Origin of the sequence: Cryobacterium algoricola, assembly GCF_004402485.1 — a bacterium.
Classification (GTDB): domain Bacteria; phylum Actinomycetota; class Actinomycetes; order Actinomycetales; family Microbacteriaceae; genus Cryobacterium; species Cryobacterium algoricola.
In genome coordinates this window covers 118562-137226 of sequence record NZ_SOFG01000016.1, presented here as the reverse complement: position 1 = coordinate 137226, position 18665 = coordinate 118562, and the positions used below count along the sequence as shown (strand labels likewise).

The window sequence follows — 18665 nt, the reverse complement described above, 5'->3', positions numbered from 1 at the left end:
CACCGAATCCTCCACCGCCGAAATCAAATCGAACGGACGATCCTCCAACTCCAGCCCACCCGACTCGATCTTCGAAAAATCCAGGATGTCATTGATCAAATCCAGCAACAGATCCCCACTCCGCCGCACCGTCTCCACATAATCACGCTGCACCGCATCCAACCGGGTATCCAGCAACAACCCCGTCATCCCGATCACCGCATTCATCGGCGTCCGGATCTCATGACTCATCGTCGCCAGAAACGCCGACTTCGCCGTCGTCGCCGCCAACGCCGCATCCCGAGCCAACCCCAGACTCACATTCAACTCCACCTGCCGCACCCGCAACCGATCCGCATCCCGCACCGCGAACAACAGGCGCAGGGCGCCGGCCATCACGGTCACCACCGCGGTGAAGATCGAGAAGTACGACAGGGAGGTGAATTGATTCACAAGGGCCACCGCAAGGGCGCCGAGAGTGAATATTGAGGGAATCGCCAGCACGACCGGCGAATCCGACCCGACCGGCCTTGGGGTGCTCCGGGACCGCCAGGCAGCGGCCACGAGGAGCAACGCAGCGAGCGGCCAGAGGGAATCGGTCGGCGCTCCCGGCCGATCGAGCCCGGGAAGGCCGGTTGCCTGGATGAGGTTACCCAGGGCCATAAACGAGAATGCAGATGTGCACAGTGCCCAGATCTGACTCGGGCGCCGACCGAGGGCGGCGGCCGTGCCCACGAGGATGGCGACGAGCACGAGCGGAGCGACCGCATAGAGGAGGGAAATCAGGCTGTCAAGGGTAATGTCGTCTGCGTCGCGGTAGAAGAGCGCAGACGCGATCGACAGCATTCCCAGGCTTGCGATCACGCCGTCCAGCCACACCGAGGCCGTTGACGGCGGCAGCCGCTTCCGCACGAGCATGACCAATCCGGCGAAGGCCAGCCCGAAGAACGCTGCGTCAAACACGAACGCGATCGCATCCAATACGCCGGCGGGCGCATGCCCCGTGTTGGACGCCGCGACGCCGACCGCGTCCGACAGCGAGACGGCGTACAAGGCGCCGGCAATCGAGCCCCAGGCCATGCGCTCGATCGGGCGCAGGACCACCCGAGCCGTGACCAGGGTCGCGCTGCCGAGTTCGAGAGCGATGTAGAACCAGCTGTCGAGCCACCCGGGACGTCCAGGTCCGGTCACGACGAATGTCGACGCGGCATAGGCGACGGTCCCGGCGAGGATGAGAGCGAACGCGACCCTGATCCGCTTCGGAGCGTCGGGCAGGACTCGACCGAGGATGGTGAGGCCACGCTGTGCCACCAGAACAACCTCTCGTCCACGTCATCGCCGGAGACCGGACCGGACCGGCCCGGTGGGAGCCGGACCGTTCCCTGCACTCCCGGCACGGACGATTACGGACGTCGACTCTTCCATGCTGCATGAACCTGAGTACAGGTCACCTGCTACATACAGTGCAGTATTGCATGCAATTTATCAACTGTGAGCGACGCATGCATCGGGTCTCCCCGGGCACCGCGGTCAGCCGTGCAGGTCCCGTACCACCGCGTCGAGGGCGTTCACGGTGAGGGAGACGGACTCGAGGTCGATCCGCTCGTCGTTGCCGTGGAAGAGCTGGCGGAACATGCCGTAGTCCCAGCGTCGGCTGAGCAGGGCGAACCCGTACGCGGGGATGCCGCGGCGGCGGTAGAACCGGGCGTCCGAGCCGCCGACGCTCAGCATCGGCAACAGGTCGGCGTTCGGGTATGCCCGGCGGGCGGCCGCGCCGAGGGCGTCGTAGAGCGGCGTGTCGATCGGAGAGCGGGTCGCGGCGTCGAACCCCTCGCCCTCGATCGTCACGTGGGCCATGAGCTCGCCGAGCGCCTCCCGGAGGTACGCGTCGACATCCGTCGCCGCGATGCCGGGCAGCACCCGGATGTCGAGGGTCACCGTCGCGAGGGCGGGAATGACGTTGTCCTTGTCTCCGGCCCGCACGACGTTCGGCGAGATGGTCGTGTGGGTCGAGGCGTGCGCGAAACCGGCGAGGGTGCCGAGTTCGTGCAGGGCGTCGATGATGCGGACCGGGTCGAGGAGCCGGGCGGCGAGCGCCGGGTCGAGGCCGAGTGCCGCCACGTAGCGGCGCCAGTCCGGGGTGATCTGCACGGGCGCGTGATAGCGGGAGAGCCGGTAGACGGCATCCGCTGCGATGATGGCTGCGTTGCGGGCACCCCAGGGGGCCGAACCGTGCCCGGGGGTGCCGTGCACGATCAGGCGGCGGCCGGCGATGCCCTTCTCGCCGATCGTCGTGGAGATCGAGGGGGTCGGGCCGACCGGGACCCCGCCGGACTCGGTGAGGACGAAGTCGGCGTCGATCAGGTCGAGGCGGTTCTCGGTGAGCCATTCGACGCCCAGGCTGCTGCCGGCCTCCTCGTCGGCGACGGCCGCGAACACGAGGTCGCCCCGGGGGCGGAACGAACCGGTCGCGATGGCGCGCGTGACGGCGGCGTAGCTCGCGGTGAGGCAGAGCATGTCGAGGGCGCCGCGGCCCCAGATCTCGCCGTCGACGATCTCCGCCGCGAACGGGTCGCGGCTCCAGCCGGCCTCGTGCACGGGGACGACGTCGAGGTGGCCGACGAAGGCGAGGGAGGGGGCGTCCGGGTCCGTTCCGCGGATGCGGGTGATCAGGGAGGCCCGGCCCGGGTGCGGTTCGACGACCTCGAGGTCGAGGCCGGAGCCGGCGAAGAAGCCCTCGAGGGTGCGCACGCTGCGGATCTCGCCGCCGGAATCCGCGGTGCCGTCGTTGACGCAGGCGTTGCGGATCAGGTCGCGCAGCAGGTCGACGGTGGCGCGGGTGAGGGTGTCGTCGGGAAGGGCGTCGGCGGCGATGGTGCGGTCCTTTCGACGGGTGCCCACACTCTACCCGAGCGGATGCCGGGCGCGTCTGCCCGGCGCGGCCGCCGGCTCGGTTCAGGCGGCGATGCGACCGGCAGCTTCGATGGCCGCGAGCTGGCGCTCGAGGCTCCTCAGCAGCAGCGGGAGCTGGTCGGCGGGAGCGTCGGGGGCCTCCGGGTGCCACTGCACGCCCGTGATCGGTGCGAACTCGTGCTCGACGGCCTCGATGAGCCCGTCCGGCGCGACCGCCGCGGCGAGGAGGCCGGCGCCGAGCCGGTCGACGCTCTGGTGGTGTGCACTCTGCACGGCGGCGAACGCGCCGCCGAGGCTGTCGGCGAGGACGGTGCCCTCGAGGAGTTCGACGGTGTGCTCGCGGAGGATCCGGTCGATCGGCACGTCGACGTTGCGGTGGATGCCCTCGTCGATGTGCTGCACGATGCTGCCGCCGAGGGCGACGTTGATGATCTGGAGGCCGCGGCAGATGCCGAGCAGCGGGGTGCCGCGGTCGAGGGCGCGGCGCACGAGCGCGAGCTGTCCGTCGTCGGCGACCGGGAAGTGCAGGGTCTCTTCCGGGTATCCGGAGACACCGCCGTAGAAACGGGGCGTGATGTCTTCCCCGCCGAGGATGACGATCGCGTCGGCATCCGCTGTTGCGGTGAGCAGGGTGGCGATGGTCATGTCGGCCGCTGCGAGGCGGGTGACGGCCCAGCCGCCCTGTTCGGCGGCGGCCACGACGGTTCCGTTGAGGACCTGGACCTTCGCGTGGTACGCCGGCCGGTCCGGGCGGCTTCCGGTGACCTCGACGACCGCGAGGCGCGGGGAGGTGGTCTCGGCCATGCTGTCCTCCAGAGGTGTCGGTCAGGGGTGTCGGTCAGGGGTACCGCTCGTGTGCGGGTGTTCCCAGTGTGGAGACTGTCCGCTCCGGACGCGAACGGGCCCGTCACAGTCCGCAACAGAGCGGTTCGTAGACGGACACGTCCGGGCGTTCTATGCTCACGGCAGGAGGCCCCGGACACCGGTCCGCGCCTGCGATTCCCGCGCCGAAGGAGGCGAGTCCATGCGGTCACGACGGATGCTGTTCCGGGGAACCGGGCTCGCGGCGCTGGTCGTCGTGGGGCTGTGCTTCGTCGGGCTGTGCTTCGGCGCGGGACCGGGCACTCCCGCCTACGCCGAGGATCCCCCGAGCTTCGGGTCGAGCCACGTGGTCGACACGGTCGGCGCTCTCGGTTCCCGCACCGACGAGGTCACCGCCGCTCTCGACCGGCTCTACGTGGAGACCCGCACCGACCTGTTCGTCGCCTACGTCGGCAGCTTCAGCGGCGTCGCCGACCGGCAGCAGTGGGCAGACCAGACCGCCGACGACAACGGGCTCGGCACCAACGACGTGCTGCTCGCCGTCGCAACCGGTGACCGGCAGTACCAGCTCTCGGTCGCGCAGAATTCGGCCCTGACGGATGCGCAGCTCCTGGAGGTCGAAACCGTCGCGATCGAGCCGGCCCTGCGGGTGAACGACTGGGCGGGAGCCGCGATCGGCGCCGCGAACGGCTTCGCCGCGACGATCGGCGGCCAGCCGGTTCCGGCCCCCTCGCTCACGCCGGGCGCGGCGAACCCCGGAGGCGGGGACTCCTCTGGCGGCGGTGTCCTCATTGTCGTGCTTGTCGCCCTCGTCGTCTTCCTCGCGATCGTCGTCGGGACGATCGTGGTCTTCGCCCGGAGGGGGCGGCGCGGCGCGGTGACCGCACCCGGAGCGGGGCCGCCTGCCGGTTCCGGGCTGCCGGCCGGAGCTGCCCCACCGACCGGAGCGGCCGCCCTGTCGACCGAGGAGCTGTCCCGGCGGGCGGCGACGGCCCTCGTCCAGACCGATGACGCTGTGACGTCGAGCGAGCAGGAACTCGGCTTCGCGCTCGCCCAGTACGGCCAGGTGGCCACGGAGGCATTCCGCACGGCCCTCGACTCCGCGAAGGCCGAGCTCCGGGCCGCGTTCACCCTGCAGCAGAAGCTCGACGACGCCGTCCCCGACACCGAGGAGCAGCGCAGGGACTGGTTCGTCGCCATCCTCGACGGCTGCGAGCGGGCCAATGCGACCCTCGACGACCAGGCGGCGGACTTCGCCGCGCTGCGCCAGCTGGAGAAGAACGCTCCGGCCGCCGCGGCATCCGCCACGAGCGCAGCCGACGCCACCGAAAGCAGGATCGCGCCCGCCGCGACCCGCCTCGCCGAGCTCGCCGGCCGGTATACCGCGGCCGCGCTCGGCACCGTGGCCGACAATGCCGACCAGGCCAGGGAACGCATCGTTTTCGCCCGGACAGCACTGTCCGAGGCCGGCAAGCGGATCGAGAGCGACCCGCCGGGGGCGGCCGTCGGGATCCGCGCGGCCGAGGAGTCGGTCGACCAGGCCGGCCTGCTGCTCGATGCTGTCGACCGGCTCGGAACCGACCTGTCCACGGCGGCGGACCGGGTCACGGCAACGCTCACGGAGCTGCAGGGCGACCTCGCGGCGGCACACGCCCTCCCGGCCACCCCTCCCGGCATCATCGCAGACACCGAACGCGTCGTCGCCGACGTCTCCGCCCGGCTCGGCGCCGGGCCGATCAACCCGCTCGAGCTGCTCGGCCGGCTCGAGGCGGCTAACGGGCGCATGGATGCCGCACTGCAGGGGGTGCGGGACGCGGCGGCCCAGGCGCAGCGCACCGAGGCCGCGCTCGACCAGGCCTTGCTCTCCGCGCACGGCCAGGTCTCCGCCGCCGAGGACTTCATCACGGCCAGGCGCGGCGCGGTCGGCGCGGAGGCCCGCACCCGGCTCGCCGAGGCCGGACGCCTCCTCGCCCAGGCCGACTCCGCCAGGGCGACCGACCCGGGCTCCGCCCTCGCCGCGGCGCAACGCTCCGGCTCGCTCGCCGCAGAGGCGATCACGCTGGCACGGGCGGATGTCGACGGTTTCGCGGGAGCGCCCGGTCCCGGTACCGGCCTCGGGGGCGGCCAGAGCGCCGGAAACGGGTCAGGCATGCTCGGTGCCGTCCTCGGCGGGATCCTGATCAACTCGGTGCTCACCGGCCGCCCAGGCGGCGGACTCTTCGGCGGCGGTTCCTTCGGTGGGGGCGGCCCCTTCGGCGGCTCACGCGGCCGGGGCGGTGGCGGCGGTTTCGGCCTGCCGGGCGGCTTCGGCGGCGCGGGCACCCGGTCCCACCGCGGCGGGGGCGGGAGATTCTGACCCCCCTTACAGCGGAAGCACACAGACACGCGCCACACTGGACCCGCCCGCAGAATCACTCGAAAGGACATTGTCATGACCAAGCAATCCATCTTCGGCCGCATCGCACAACTCGCCAAGGCGAACATCAACTCCCTGATCGACTCGGCAGAAGACCCAAAACTCATGCTCGACCAGATGGTGCGCGACTACAGCAACAGCATCTCGGACGCCGAGGGCGCCATCGCGGAGACGATCGGCAACCTGCGCCTCCTCGAGGACGACCACCGGGAGGACGTCGAGGCCGCCGCGGAGTGGGGCGGCAAGGCACTCGCCGCGAGCCGCAAGGCTGACGAGCTGCGCGCAGCGGGCAACTCCGTCGACGCCGACAAGTTCGACAACCTCGCCAAGGTCGCGCTCGGCCGCCAGCTGCAGTCAGAGAAGGAGGCGAAGGCCGCCGAGCCGCAGATCGCCTCGCAGACCACCGTCGTCGAGCAGCTCAAGACCGGCCTCAACGCGATGAAGGAGAAGCTCGGCCAGCTGTCCGCCAAGCGGGACGAACTCATCGCCCGTTCGAAGACGGCCGCGGCGCAGACCAAGGTCATGGACGCGGTCAAGAGCATCGACATCATGGACCCCACGAGCGAGGTCAGCCGGTTCGAGGACAAGATCCGCCGCGAGGAGGCCAAGGTGCGCGGGGCGAACGAGCTCGCAGCGTCGAGCCTCGACGCCCAGTTCGAAAGCCTCGAAGACCTCGGCGAACTCACCGAGGTCGACGCCCGCCTGGCCGCACTCAAGTCCTCAGGGACGAGTGAGATCGAAAAATAGGAGCGGGTGGTCAGCGGACCCGAGCCGGCGCTAAACCGCCGAGAGGGTGCACTTTTGAGTTCGGAGAACGCGCCGGATACCCTCGCGCGCGGCAACCGGCGAGGCGCATACTGGAGTATGGCTCCCTCCTTCGTTGTCGTGCCGCAATGGCAGGGTTCGGTTTCGCCGCGCGCGATGCGCCTCAGTGATGGTGCGGAGGCGATCCGGGGTGATCTCCCGTCCTCCGCCACCGTCGAAGTCCCGGTTCCGGTCGAGGCCGGCGACGCGCAGGACACCGGCATCGACCGGTTCTCGAGCCTTGTGATGGTGCGCGAGCGCCTCACCCGTGCGCTGCGCGACTGCGTCACACCCGTCCTCACGATCGGCGGGGAGTGCGGCGTCTCACTCGCGGCCGTCGGCCACGCTTCGGCGCGGCATCCGGGCGGCCTCGCCGTGGTCTGGCTCGACGCGCACCCCGACCTGCACACCCCCGAATCGTCTCCCTCCGGAGCCTTCGGCGGCATGGTGCTCCGGGCGATCGCCGGCGAGGGTGTCGACGGGCTCGTGCTCAACGCGGCTGAACGGGTCCCGTTCGACCGGATCGTGATCGCGGGAGCCCGCGACATCGACCCGGCCGAGGCCGAGCTCATCGGTGCGGCGGGCATCCGCAGCCTGTCGATCGAGGAGCTCGAGACGCCGGATGGCCTGGTCGCCGCGGTCCGCGCGACCGGCGCGACCGCGTTCTACCTGCACCTCGACCTCGACGTTCTCGACCCCGCGGTGCTGACCGGGCTGGCGAACCTGCTGCCCTTCGGGCTGAGTGTCGAGACGCTCGGTCGCGCGATCACCGCGCTCAGGGCCGAGTTCGAGCTCGCCGGCGCGACCATCGCCGGCTTCGCGCCCGCCTCTCCCGAGGCCGCGAACGACGACCTGCCGAGCATCCTGCGGATCATCGGCGCCCTCACCCGCTGATTTGCTCGTCGTCACGCACGCACAATCGCGTCACGCAGAATCGGAGATTTTTCCGACACGCCGTGCACGCGGGCAGCGGATACCGCGGGTCGCGCAAAACTCCGACGTTGCGTTGTCCTGCACCGCGGGCAACGCGCCGAAACTCAACAACCAGGGAAGGCATCCGTGAGCGAGCAGCGCAGCACCGAACAGAGCCGAAATCAGCACGACCCCGACCGGCAGGAGCCCCGGGTCCTGACCGAACGACGGGGGCACGTGCTCCTGATCGGGCTCAACCGGCCGGACAAGCGCAACGCCGCAGACTTGCTGATGCTGCAGCAGCTGTCCCTGGCCTACGGTGACCTCGACCGCGACCCCGAGCTGCGGGTCGGCCTCGTCTACGCGGTCGGCGAGCACTTCACGGCCGGTCTCGACCTCGCCGACATCGGCCCCCGCCTCGGCCCGGACGGCATCGACATGGTGCCGGACGGCGGGATCAACCCCTGGCAGGTCGACGGCCACGCGGTCTCGAAGCCGGTGGTGATGGCCGTTCAGGGCACCTGCCTCACGCTCGGAATCGAGCTCATGCTCGCGAGTGAGATCTCGGTCGCGGCCGCCTCGACGCGGTTCGGACAGATCGAGGTGGCCCGCGGCATCCTGCCGTTCGGCGGAGCCACGATCCGGTTCCCGCGCGCGGTCGGCTGGGGCAATGCGATGCGCTGGATCCTCACCGGTGACATGTTCGACGCCGCGGAGGCGCTGCGGATCGGCCTCGTGCAGGAGGTCGTCCCCGACGGCACCGAGTTCGACCGGGCGCTCGAGCTCGCCGGACGGATCGCCGCCCAGGCACCGCTCGCGGTGCAGGCAAGCCTCGCGAGCGCACGAGACGCTGTGCGACTCGGCGACGCCGTCGCGGAGGCCGGCCTGCAGCCGGCCCTCGGCGTGCTTGCGGCGAGCGAGGATGCCCGGATCGGCATGGAAGCGTTCCGCACCCGCACCCCGGCGGAATTCGTGGGGCGCTGAGGTACCCGCTGGGGTTTCCCCCACAGCACGACTCATCGACGACAGGAGACAGCATGAACGACCAGACCACGACCTATGACGTCATCGTGATCGGCGGCGGCGCCGTCGGAGAGAATGTCGCAGACCGCACCGTCCAGGGCGGGTTGAGCACCGTCATCGTCGAGAGCGAACTCGTCGGCGGCGAATGCTCGTACTGGGCGTGCATGCCCTCGAAGGCCCTGCTGCGGAGCGGCGCCGCGCTCTCCGCCGCCCGCCGGGTCGGCGGGGCCGCAGAGGCCGCGACCGGTGAGCTCGACGTCGCCGCGGTGCTGCGTCGCCGGGACTCGTTCACGAGCCACTGGTCGGACGACGGCCAGGTCGGCTGGCTCGACTCAGCGGGAATCGCCCTCGTCCGCGGGCATGCCCGCCTGAGCGGCGTGCGCGAGGTGACCGTGACCGGGGCCGACGGCACGACAAGAGTCCTCACCGCCCGGCATGCCGTCGTAGTGAGCACCGGTTCATCCGCCGTGCTGCCCGACATCCCGGGGATCGGCACCGTCGACCCCTGGACCAGCCGCGAGGCCACGAGCGCCCAGCACATTCCGGAGAGCCTCGCCATCATCGGCGGCGGCGTCACCGCAGCCGAAATGGCCACGGCGTACACGTCGCTCGGCGCCCGGGTCACACTCATCGTGCGCCACACCCTCCTCGGCAAGGAGGAGCCGTTCGCCGGCGAACTCGTCATTGAGGCGCTGCGCGCGGCGGGAGCGACCGTACTGACCGGAGAGGCCCCGGTGCTCGCGATGCGCGCGGCCGACGGCACCGTCGTGCTCACCCTCGCGAGCGGCGGAACCGTCACCGCGAACGAGGTCCTCGTCGCGACGGGTCGCACGCCCCGGACCGACGACGTCGGGCTCGCGTCCGTCGGGCTTCGCGACGGCGACTGGCTGACCGTCGACGACACTCTGCTGGTTCAGGGTGACGCGGCGGACCTCGCCGGCGACTGGCTGTATGCGACCGGCGACGTCACTCACCGGGCGCTGCTCACCCACCAGGGCAAGTACCAGGCGCGCGCTGCGGGCGACGTCATCGTCGCCCGCGCCTTCGGCCGCGCCGTCGACGACGCGCCCTGGGGCACCCACGTCGCGACCGCAGACCACTCCGCGGTTCCCCAGGTCACGTTCACCGATCCCGAGGTCGCCTCGGTCGGGCTCACCCAGGCGGCGGCGGAGAAGGCCGGCCTCCGGATCCGGGTGCTCGACTATCCGATCGGAAACGTCGCGGGGGCGAGCCTGCAGGCCGACGGGTACACCGGCATGGCCAGGGCCGTCGTCGATCTCGACCGGGAGGTGCTCGTCGGTGTCACCTTCGTCGGTCAGGACGTCTCCGAGCTCCTGCACGCGGCGACGATCGCCGTCGTCGGTGAGGTTCCGATCGCCCGGCTCTGGCACGCGGTGCCGGCCTACCCCACGATGAGCGAAGTCTGGCTGCGCCTGCTGGAGGCATACGGCCGCCCGTAACGGGGCATCCGCTGCCCGCGGCCGCGCGACAGGATGGCGCTGACAGGCGATGACAGCGCGCGGCAGCGGGGCGACAGCGCGCGGCAGCGGGGCGACAGCGCGGGAATTGTCTACTGGTGTCCTACCCAGGAGGCACAATGACCGCAGCAATCGAAGCCCGCGGGCTCACCAAACGATTCGGCTCGACCCAGGCACTCGCCGGAATCGACCTCACCGTCGAACCCGGCCGGGTGCTCGGCGTGCTCGGACCCAACGGCGCGGGCAAGACCACCGCCGTGCGCATCCTCGCGACCCTGCTGAAGCCCGACGCCGGCACGGTCAGGGTCGCCGGTTTCGACGTCCTGTCGCACCCCGTCGAGGTGCGCCGCCGGATCGGCCTGACCGGCCAGTACGCGAGCGTTGACGAAGACCTGCGCGGCGTCGAGAACCTCGTGATGATCGGGCGCCTGCTCGGCCTGTCCCGCTCGAGCGCGAAGGCGCGCGCCGCCGAGCTCCTCGAGGAATTCGAGCTGACCGACGCCGGTGACCGCCTCGCCAAGACCTATTCCGGCGGCATGCGCCGCCGTCTCGACCTCGCGGCCTCACTCATCGGCCGGCCGAGCGTCGTCTTCCTCGACGAACCGACCACGGGCCTCGACCCCGCCAAGCGCGACGACGTCTGGGAGATGATCCGCACCCTCGTCCGCCAGGGCACGACCGTTCTTCTCACCACCCAGTACCTCGAAGAAGCGGATGCCCTCGCGAACGAGATCACCGTCATCGACCACGGTCTCGTCATCGCCCACGACACCCCGGATGGCCTGAAACGCCAGGTCGGCGGGCAGACCCTCGAGGTGCGGCCGGCCGACGACCGCGACCTGGACCGGGTCACCGCCCTGCTCGCCTCGGTCGGCACCCGCGCCCCCGAGTTCCCCTCCCCCAGCCTCGTCTCCGTCCCCGTCGCAGGCGCAGACGCCCTCACCGCGACCGTCGCCCGGCTGCACGCCGAGAACATCGCCGTCACCGAACTCTCGCTGCGGCTCCCGAGCCTCGACGAGGTCTTCTACTCCCTGACCGGTCACACGCCGGCAGCGCCCGCGTCACCGTCCACCCCCGGCCTCGTCACGGAAGGAGCCGCATCATGATGGTCCGCGACTCACTGATCCTCGCCCAGCGCACCGTCACCAAGATGGTGCGCAACCCCGAACAGTTCCTCGACGTCTCGGTGCAGCCGATCGTGATGACGGTGATCTTCGTGTTCATCTTCGGCGGCGCGATCGCGGGGACGAGCCAGGACTACCTCCAGTTCGCGCTTCCCGGCATCATCGTGCAGACGATCATGACGACGGCGATGACCATCGGCGTCAACCTCAACTCCGACCTGAAGAACGGGGTGTTCGACCGGTTCCGGTCCCTCCCGATCGCCCGGTCCGCACCGCTCATGGGCGCCGTGACCGGCGACGTGGTGCGGCACAGCATCGCGATCGGCGTCACCCTCGCCTTCGGTGCGGCGATCGGCTTCCGGTTCCTGACCCCGTGGTACTCGGTCGCGACGGCCATCGTGCTGATGATCGTCTTCGCGATGAGCCTGTGCTGGACATCCGTCTTCATCGGCATGCTCGCCCGCAGCTCGGGCGCCGTGCAGGGACTGTCGTTCCTGATCGTCTTCCCGCTCACCTTCGGCTCCTCTGCGTTCGTGCCCGCTGCGACCATGCCCGGCTGGCTGCAGGGCTGGGTCGCGATCAACCCGGTCACGCACGTCACCGACGCGATGCGCGGCCTCCTGGTCGGCAACTCGATCATGACCCCGGGCACCACCGTCGGCGGTGAAGTGCTCTGGGTGCTGCTCTCCTGCGTCGTGCTCGTCGGGGTCTTCTTCCCGCTGGCGATGCGCGCCTACCGCACCAAGCTCTAACCCCCTCTCCCTCCCGCGAAATCGCTCCGCGAGCGGGGGCGGGCTGGGGCGGGATCAGGGCGCGGGATCGATCAGGGCACGGAGTGTCGCGAGGGCCTGCGGGCGCGAGGAGGGCGCCGGCGTCGCCCGGTCGATGCCGCGGGCGGCCGCCGCAGCCTCGATCGCGATCGCGCGCGGTTCGAGGCGGTCGTATGCCCCGATGATCGCCGCGGAGAGGTCGAGCGCACGCACGGCCTCCTCGACCTGTCCGCGGGCGAGCGCGAGGCCGCCGAGGCTCAGGGCGACCTGGCCGATCACGGGGTGGTCGAGGCTCGCGATCGCAGCCCCCGCGGCGACCCGGATGGCCCGCTCCGCGGCATCCGGGTCGCCCAGCAGCAGCGCGAGCTCGGCCCGGCGCACGCCGATCATGGCCACGAGCTGGCTGGGCATGTTCGGCCAGCCCGACGCGAGGTCCTCGATCCTGGCGAGCCGGGCGCTCGCTGCGCGCGCGTCCCGGTCGTTCAGGTCGAGCACGAGCGCGGTCGCCTCGGCCAGGATCACCGTGAAGATGTTGCCGGACTCCGCCGCCCCGGCGAGGACTTCGTCCGCGCGCTCCCTGGCCGCCGCGAGCCTGCCCTGCCGCAGCATGATCGACACGGCGAGCGCCTGCTGCTGGGCGAGGTCCCAGCTCGAGGTGATGCGGCTCATGTTCGCGGTCGAGGCATCGGTCACGTCGAGCGCTTCCTCGAGGCGCCCCTGCAGGCTGAACCACTCCGCGCGCATCTGCTGGGCGAGGGCGAGGCCCCAGAGGTCGCCGATCTCCTCGAATGCGGTCACGGCGCGAGTGGATGCCTCGCCGAGCTCAGTGATGTCGCCGCGGTTCTGCGCCGTCGCGGCCCGGATCACGTGCAGCATGGCCGTTGGCCAGGGATCGAGACCGAGATCCTCGCCGCTCGGGATCCGCACCCGCAGCATCCAGCCCTCTTCGCCGAACGAGGTCCGGAACGCGGACAGGAGCGGGAAGGCCAGCTGCATGAGCTCGCCGCCCCGCCCCGGCGGGTCCTGCGCCCACGCGTCGAACGCACGCCGCGCTGCCTCGGCGAGCGCCTCGGGCACGAGTGCCGAGTCGCGGGCGGCATCGAGGTTGGCCTCCTCCGCGGAGAAGGCCCGGACGACCGGCGCGAACAGCACGATGGCGCGTGCTTCGTCACTGTCGACCGCTGCGGCCAGCTCGCTCACCGCACCGAGCCAGGCGCCGAGCTCGTCGCGCCGCTCCCGGATCCCCCAGTACCAGACGCAGGCGAGCGCAATCCGGACCGCGGGCTCGGCGAGACGCGCGCTCGTGGTGTAACGGAGCGCTGCGGTCACATTGTCGTCTTCGGCGTCGAACCACGCGATCGCCTCGCGGATCCGCGGCCCGCGCATCAGCGCATCGGCGGCCTCCGCCCGCAGCATCGCGTACTCGGCCTGCGCCGCTCGCTCGGCAGCGAGAGTCCCGGCCTCCGCGAGTCGCTCGATGCCGTACTCGCGGATGGTCTCGAGCAGCCGGTAGCGTCCGCGCTCGCGGTGCAGCAGCGACTTGTCCACGAGGCTCTCGAAAACGGATGCCCCGGCGAGACCGGCCGTGGCGGCGACGTCGGCCGCATCCCGGGTGTCGATGCCGGCGGGGAACACCGCGAGTCGGCCGAGCGCCGTGCGTTCGGCCGCCGAGAGCAGGCTCCAGCTCCAGTCGATCAGGGCGCGCAGGGTCTGGTGCCGGGGCAGCGCGGTGCGGTACCCGCCGGTGAGGAGGGTGAAACGGCTGTCGAGGCCGTCGAGGACCTCGTCGAGGGTCATCGTGCGGAGCTTCGCGGCGGCGAGCTCGATGGCGAGCGGCAGCCCGTCGAGGCGCGCGCAGATCCGGGCGGCACTGGCCAGTTCCGCGGTGGAGAGGCCGGTGCCCCGCGCAGCGACGGCACGCTGGCTGAACAGTTCGAGCGCGGCGAACTCGCGCAGGCTCTCCGGCGACCCGGGCGACCCGGGCGACGCCGGCGAGCCGGGCGCGTCCGGCGAGCCGACGGCGGCCGCGAGCTCCGATTCACTCGGGTGCGGCAACGACCCGACGGTGACGAAGGCTTCGCCGGGAATACCGAGCGGCTCGCGACTCGTGGCGAGGATGGTCAGCGCGGGGAGTGCGCCGAGCAGGCTTTCCGCGAGCCGGGCGACCGCATCGATGACGTGCTCGCAGTTGTCGAGCACGAGCAGGGCCGCGCGGCCGAGCAGCGCCTCGACGACCCGCTCGAGGCTGCCGACGGGTTCGACGGGCGCGTCCGAGGTGCGCAGTTCGCGCCCCGTGGCCGCGAGCACCGCGGCGAGCACCTCGCCAGGGCCGACCGGGGCGAGTTCGACGAGCACGGCCCCACGGATGCCCGCTGCTGTTTCGAGCGCGAGCCGCGTCTTCCCGATTCCCCCGGTTCCGACGATCGTGACCAGCCGGGACCCGGCGAGCTGCTCCTCGATCGCGGCGAGTTCCCGCTCCCGGCCGACGAGGCGGGTGAGGGACACCGGGATGCCGCGGGCGGCTGAGGGTGCGCCCGATTCGGGGGCTGCGCCGTCCGGCCCGGCGAGTTCGAGTGCCCTGGCCCGGTCACGGGCGAGGTCGCGGAGGAACCAGTCGAAGTCCGGGGACGGGATCCAGGGTTCGCCGGCCCAGAGCGCGAGGGCCGCGCTCGCGCCGCGCCGGGCATCCGCCGGCAAGCCGGCCCCGGCGGCGGCACCGGCTTCGGCGACGAGGTCTTCGAAACGGAGTGCGTCGACGTCGGACCTGGCGAGTCGGAGGCGGTAGCCGCCGACCGTCGACTCGATCAGGCCGGGCGGGAGCTGGGCCCGCAGCCTCGAGACGATGGACTGCAGGGCGGCCCGCTGGTTCTCCGGCGCATCGCGGGACCAGACGTCCTCGGCGATCGCCCGGTAGCTCACGGCCGTCCCGGCGTCGACGGCAAGCCGGAACAGCACGGCGAGCTGCATCGCCCCGGTCACGGGAAGACGTCGTCCGTCGTGCTCGACACTCAGGCCGCCCAGCAGTCGAATTCGCACGGGGTTAACTCTAAGTGCCGGTCAGGCGGCATACGCTTGGTACATGCGCCGGATCCTCTTCGATTCCTCCCTCAGCAGGGCGGGATACCTCTACGCGACGGCCGTCGGGCTGGTCTGGGGAGGGCTCCTCAGCACCGGGCGCGTCGAGCGACGCGGCGGCCTGATCGTCTTCCGCGGCCTGCCGGACTGGGCATTCGGCCGCGGCGGGTCGTGCGTCGGCGGCTGCTACCTCACCCGGGACAACGTTTCCGACGCGATCCTCGAACACGAGGCCGTGCACAAGCGCCAGTGGCAGCACTACGGCATGCTGTTCCCGCTGTTCTACCGTGCGGCCGGCCGCAACCCACTCACCAACCGTTTTGAAATCGAGGCCGGCCTGGACAAGGGCGGCTACCTGGCCAAAGGAAAGTCATGAAAGAAATGTCCGAAGAATCCGCACCGTCCGCTCGCACGATCATCATCACCGGAGGCAGCGACGGCATCGGCGCTGCCGCGGCCCGCGCACTCAGCCGCACCGGGGCATCCGTTGTCATCGTGGGACGCTCGGCGGCCAAGACCGCCGCCGTCGCCGCCGAGCTCGGCGCCGACTCGTTCACCGCCGACTTCGCCAGCCTCGACGACGTGCGCGCACTCGCAGCGACCCTCCTCGAGCGCTACCCGCGCATCGACGTGCTCGCGAACAACGCCGGCGGCATCATGGGCAAGCGCGTGCTCACCGTCGACGGCCACGAGATGACCTTCCAGGTCAACCACCTTGCGCCGTTCCTGCTCACGACGCTCCTCACCGACCGGCTGCTGGAGAGCCGTGCCCGGGTGATCAACACCGCGAGCGTGGCGAACAGCGTCTACGCCCGGTTCGACATCGACGACCTCGACGGGAGCCGAAAGTACTCGCCCAACCGGGCGTACGGCAACGCCAAGCTCGCCAACATCCTCTTCACCCGCGAGCTGCACCACCGCTACCACGAGCGGGGCCTCACGACCGCGGCCTTCCACCCCGGCGTCGTCGCGACGAGCTTCTCGTCGAACTCGACGAGCGTGATGCGGTTCATCTACCAGACCCCGCTCAAGCGGATGCTGATCACCCCGGAGCAGGGCGCAGACACCCTGGTCTGGCTCGCCACGGCTCCCCTGGGCGACTGGATCTCCGGGGAGTACTACGACAAGCGCCTGGTCGCGAAGGCGAACAAGCTCGCCTACGACCCGGCACTCGCCGCAGCCCTCTGGGAGCGCAGCGCGGCGATGGTGGGTGCGGCCGCCGCCGCACCCACTCTCGAGTAGCCGCTTACTCCGAGACGCTGCTTACTCTGAATACTGGGCGGATGCCTCGGCAAGCATGTCCGCCTCGGCCCACTTCGCGAGGTTCGCGCGCAGTGCGGCGCCGAGCTGGGCGTCGACGCTCGTCCAGTACCAGATCGCGCGCTCGGTGACCTCAGGGCGCTGCACGCCGCTGATCGCGCCCGTGATGGTGTCGAGGAAGCGGGCCTTGGCCGCGTCGTCGAACACGTCGCGGTAGAGCGTCCCTGCCTGGCCGAAGTCGCTGTCCTCGCTGCGGAGCACGGCGGCGGCACGGAGCAGCGCGCCGTCGTTCTCCCAGCTGCCCTCACCGGCGAGCAGCGGGTCGGCCACGGGGCCGCCGAGCGAGTTCGGCGCGTAGTTCGGGGCCTCTGGAGCGTTGAAGTGATGCCGGCCGGCGCCGTCCTGCGAGTAGCCGTTCACCGCGGCGGCGTGCGGGGCGTTGACGGGCAGCTCGGCGTAGTTCGTGCCGACCCGGTATCGCGCGGCGTCCGGGTAGGAGAAGATGCGCGCCATCAGCATCTTGTCCGGGCTCGCCGCGATGCCGGGCACGAAGTTGGCCGGCGAGAACGCGGCCTGCTCGATCTCGGCGAAGAAGTTCTGCGGGTTGCGGTTGAGCGTGTGCACACCGAGCTCGATCAGCGGGTAGTCGGCGTGCGGCCAGACCTTGGTCAGGTCGAAGGGATTGAACCGGTAGGTCTTGGCCTCCTCGTACGGCATGATCTGCACCGAGACGGTCCAGGACGGGAAGTTGCCTGCCTCGATCGCGTCGTGCAGGTCGCGGCGGTAGTAGTCGGCGTCTGCGCCGGCGATGAGCTCGGCCTCAGAGCCCTCCATCTCGACGTTGCCCTGGTTGGAGGCGAAGTGGTACTTGACCCAGAAGCGTTCGCCCGCGGCGTTGATCCACTGGTAGGTGTGCGAGCCGAAACCGGGCATCTCGCGCCAGGAGCGCGGGAGGCCGCGATCGCCCATCAGGTAGGTGACCTGGTGCGCGGACTCCGGCGAGAGGGTCCAGAAGTCCCACTGCATCGTGGCATCGCGCAGGCCGGAGCCCGGAAGGCGCTTCTGGGAGTGGATGAAGTCGGGGAACTTGATGCCGTCGCGGATGAAGAACACCGGGGTGTTGTTGCCGACGATGTCGTAGTTGCCCTCCGTCGTGTAGAACTTGACCGAGAAGCCGCGCACGTCGCGCCAGGTGTCCGGGCTGCCCTGCTCGCCGGCGACGCTCGAGAAGCGCTGGAGCGTCTCGGTACTCGTGTCGGGCTGGAAGACCGCGGCGCGGGTGTACGCCGAGACGTCGCCGGTAACCTCGAACACGCCGTGCGCTCCGCCGCCCTTGGCGTGCACGATCCGCTCCGGGATGCGCTCCCGGTTGAACTGCGCGAGCTTCTCGACGAGGTAGCGGTCGTGCAGGGCTGCGACGCCGTCGGTCCCGACGGTGAGGGAATGCTCGTCGCTCGCGACGGGCGCTCCGCTCTGAGTGGTGGTGGGCTTCGACTCGGTGGTCATACTGCTCCTTTGTTCGACTACATGTGCACTGCGAAAGTAAGGGTGAGTGGGTGGTCCGGGCCGGCGGTGCGGCTACGCGGTCGCCGCCTGGCAGTCGGGGCACAGGCCCCAGAAGGTGACTTCGGCCGCGTGCACGACAAAACCGGCGGCGTCGTTCGGCTCGAGGCAGGGCGCTTCGCCGACGGCGCAGTCCACGTCCCGCACCGCGGCGCAGCTGGAGCAGATCACGTGGTGATGGTTGTCTCCGACGCGGCGTTCGTAGAGCGCGGGAGACCCGGAGGGTTCGATCCTGCGGGTGAGGCCCGCCGAGGTGAAGGCCGCGAGCACACCGTAGACGGCCTGAAGCGACGTGCCGGGCAACTCGATCCGCACGAGGGCGAAGAGTCGTTCGGCACTCGTGTGCGGAGAATCGTCGAGGGCACGCAGCACGGCGAGGCGAGGCGCTGTGACTTTGAGGCCCGACCGGCGGATGCTGTCGCCGAGCTGCCCGGGCTCGCCCGGTCCCGAGAAGCCAGGGCTCGAGGAATCAGGGTCCGAGAAACCAGGGGTCGTGCTCGGCACCCCCGTCGTCGTCATACCCTCA

At 70.7% G+C, this 18665-nt stretch carries 15 protein-coding genes; 9 read left to right on the top strand and 6 right to left on the bottom strand.

The features are described from left to right. The 3 genes from E3O44_RS13085 to E3O44_RS13075 all read right to left on the bottom strand — a co-directional run. The coding region (locus tag E3O44_RS13085; RefSeq protein ID WP_277612632.1) for a histidine kinase dimerization/phospho-acceptor domain-containing protein at positions 1-1290 on the bottom strand (1290 nt) is incomplete at its 3' end. 219 nt (positions 1291-1509) lie between these two features. After that, positions 1510-2880, bottom strand: a complete 1371-nt coding sequence (locus E3O44_RS13080; protein WP_241976311.1) for a M20/M25/M40 family metallo-hydrolase — start codon at positions 2878-2880, stop codon at positions 1510-1512. A 54-nt stretch (positions 2881-2934) separates the two neighbouring features. Then, complete coding sequence (locus E3O44_RS13075; protein ID WP_134535216.1) at positions 2935-3696, bottom strand: gamma-glutamyl-gamma-aminobutyrate hydrolase family protein; 762 nt, start codon at positions 3694-3696, stop codon at positions 2935-2937. A 220-nt stretch (positions 3697-3916) separates the two neighbouring features. Between E3O44_RS13075 and E3O44_RS19870 the strand changes: the two genes are divergently transcribed. From E3O44_RS19870 to E3O44_RS13040, 7 genes are all read left to right on the top strand, one after another. After that, positions 3917-6070 carry a TPM domain-containing protein gene (locus E3O44_RS19870; RefSeq protein ID WP_134535215.1) on the top strand — a complete coding sequence of 718 codons (2154 nt, stop codon included), beginning with the start codon at positions 3917-3919 and terminating at the stop codon, positions 6068-6070. Between the two features lie 75 nt (positions 6071-6145). After that, complete coding sequence (locus tag E3O44_RS13065; protein ID WP_134535214.1) at positions 6146-6877, top strand: PspA/IM30 family protein; 732 nt, start codon at positions 6146-6148, stop codon at positions 6875-6877. A 117-nt stretch (positions 6878-6994) separates the two neighbouring features. Beyond that, positions 6995-7828 (top strand): arginase family protein, encoded by an 834-nt coding sequence (locus tag E3O44_RS13060; RefSeq protein ID WP_134535213.1) that lies wholly within the window; start codon positions 6995-6997, stop codon positions 7826-7828. Positions 7829-7993: 165 nt separating this feature from the next. Continuing rightward, the gene (locus E3O44_RS13055) at positions 7994-8830 is read left to right on the top strand and encodes a crotonase/enoyl-CoA hydratase family protein (RefSeq protein ID WP_134535212.1); all 837 of its coding nucleotides are present in this window, start codon (positions 7994-7996) and stop codon (positions 8828-8830) included. Positions 8831-8883: 53 nt separating this feature from the next. Continuing rightward, positions 8884-10329 (top strand): dihydrolipoyl dehydrogenase family protein, encoded by a 1446-nt coding sequence (locus tag E3O44_RS13050; protein WP_134535211.1) that lies wholly within the window; start codon positions 8884-8886, stop codon positions 10327-10329. 137 nt (positions 10330-10466) lie between these two features. Next, positions 10467-11453, top strand: coding sequence for an ATP-binding cassette domain-containing protein (locus tag E3O44_RS13045; RefSeq protein WP_134535210.1), 987 nt, complete (start codon positions 10467-10469; stop codon positions 11451-11453). Next, positions 11450-12223 (top strand): ABC transporter permease, encoded by a 774-nt coding sequence (locus E3O44_RS13040; RefSeq protein ID WP_134535209.1) that lies wholly within the window; start codon positions 11450-11452, stop codon positions 12221-12223. Before E3O44_RS13045 ends, E3O44_RS13040 begins: the two co-directional genes overlap by 4 nt. A gap of 54 nt (positions 12224-12277) precedes the next feature. Here the strand turns inward: E3O44_RS13040 and E3O44_RS13035 are convergent, their stop codons facing one another. Continuing rightward, on the bottom strand, positions 12278-15277 hold the full coding sequence (locus tag E3O44_RS13035; protein WP_134535208.1) for an ATP-binding protein: 3000 nt from the start codon (positions 15275-15277) through the stop codon (positions 12278-12280). Between the two features lie 43 nt (positions 15278-15320). Here E3O44_RS13035 and E3O44_RS13030 point away from each other — a divergent pair, with 43 nt between their 5' ends. Both E3O44_RS13030 and E3O44_RS13025 read left to right on the top strand, forming a co-directional pair. Then, on the top strand, positions 15321-15692 hold the full coding sequence (locus tag E3O44_RS13030) for a Fe-S oxidoreductase (protein ID WP_134535207.1): 372 nt from the start codon (positions 15321-15323) through the stop codon (positions 15690-15692). After that, positions 15689-16558: an SDR family NAD(P)-dependent oxidoreductase gene (locus tag E3O44_RS13025; RefSeq protein WP_241976310.1), complete on the top strand. Its 870-nt coding sequence runs from the start codon at positions 15689-15691 to the stop codon at positions 16556-16558. Before E3O44_RS13030 ends, E3O44_RS13025 begins: the two co-directional genes overlap by 4 nt. A 21-nt stretch (positions 16559-16579) precedes the next feature. Here E3O44_RS13025 and E3O44_RS13020 read toward each other — a convergent pair whose 3' ends face one another. Together E3O44_RS13020 and E3O44_RS13015 are read right to left on the bottom strand one after the other, a co-directional pair. Continuing rightward, on the bottom strand, positions 16580-18082 hold the full coding sequence (locus tag E3O44_RS13020) for a catalase (RefSeq protein WP_134535206.1): 1503 nt from the start codon (positions 18080-18082) through the stop codon (positions 16580-16582). A gap of 72 nt (positions 18083-18154) precedes the next feature. Further along, a complete protein-coding gene (locus E3O44_RS13015; RefSeq protein ID WP_134535205.1) occupies positions 18155-18658 on the bottom strand; it encodes a Fur family transcriptional regulator in 504 nt (167 codons plus the stop codon). Positions 18659-18665: the final 7 nt, after the last annotated feature.